Genomic DNA, 618 nt, shown 5'->3' on the forward strand with positions numbered 1-618 from the left:
ACCGGGCTGTTACCGTCTATGGCGGGCCGTTCCAGGCCACTTCGTCTACGCTTTGCCTTTCTAACTCCATGTAGGACGCCCCACAACCCCGCCGGTCAAAGACCGACGGTTTGGGCTGGTCCCTTTTCGCTCGCCGCTACTCAGGGAATCGCGTTTGCTTTCTCTTCCTCGGGGTACTAAGATGTTTCAGTTCCCCCGGTCTGCCTCTACCCATCCTATGTGTTCAGATGGGAGTGCCAGCGGTTTACACTGGCGGGTTGCCCCATTCGGAAATCCCCGGATCAACGCCTGCTTACGGCTCCCCGGGGCGTATCGGCGTTCGCCCCGTCCTTCATCGGCTCCTGGCGCCAAGGCATCCACCGTGTGCCCTTAGTAACTTCTCCTTCATTCACTCCGGTGAAATTGCGTCGGTTCCAGTGCGTTTGCACTTGTACCCTTCGCAATTCTTGGCTTTCTTCCGTATCCAGTTTTCAAGGTGCATCGATCCATGAAGAATCGGAGGGAGCATTCCCTCAAAACTGAAGAGCAGGTTGATTCGACCTTGTTTGGTTCGTTCATGATGATACTCCGTAGAAAGGAGGTGATCCATCCCCACCTTCCGGTAGGGATACCTTGTTA

General features: G+C 55.3%; 1 protein-coding gene and 1 rRNA gene. Both read right to left on the reverse strand.

Features of this window, described 5'->3' with window-relative positions; all coding sequences use genetic code 11:
- Positions 1–383, reverse strand: a 23S ribosomal RNA gene (locus tag ACFOUO_RS10210); the annotation flags it as partial.
- A 5-nt stretch (positions 384–388) separates the two neighbouring features.
- On the reverse strand, positions 389–618 hold a 230-nt coding region (locus tag ACFOUO_RS10215; RefSeq protein WP_380704876.1), incomplete at its 5' end, for a hypothetical protein.

Origin of the sequence: Salinithrix halophila, from assembly GCF_042650125.1 — a bacterium.
GTDB classification, from domain to species: domain Bacteria; phylum Bacillota; class Bacilli; order Thermoactinomycetales; family DSM-45169; genus Salinithrix; species Salinithrix halophila.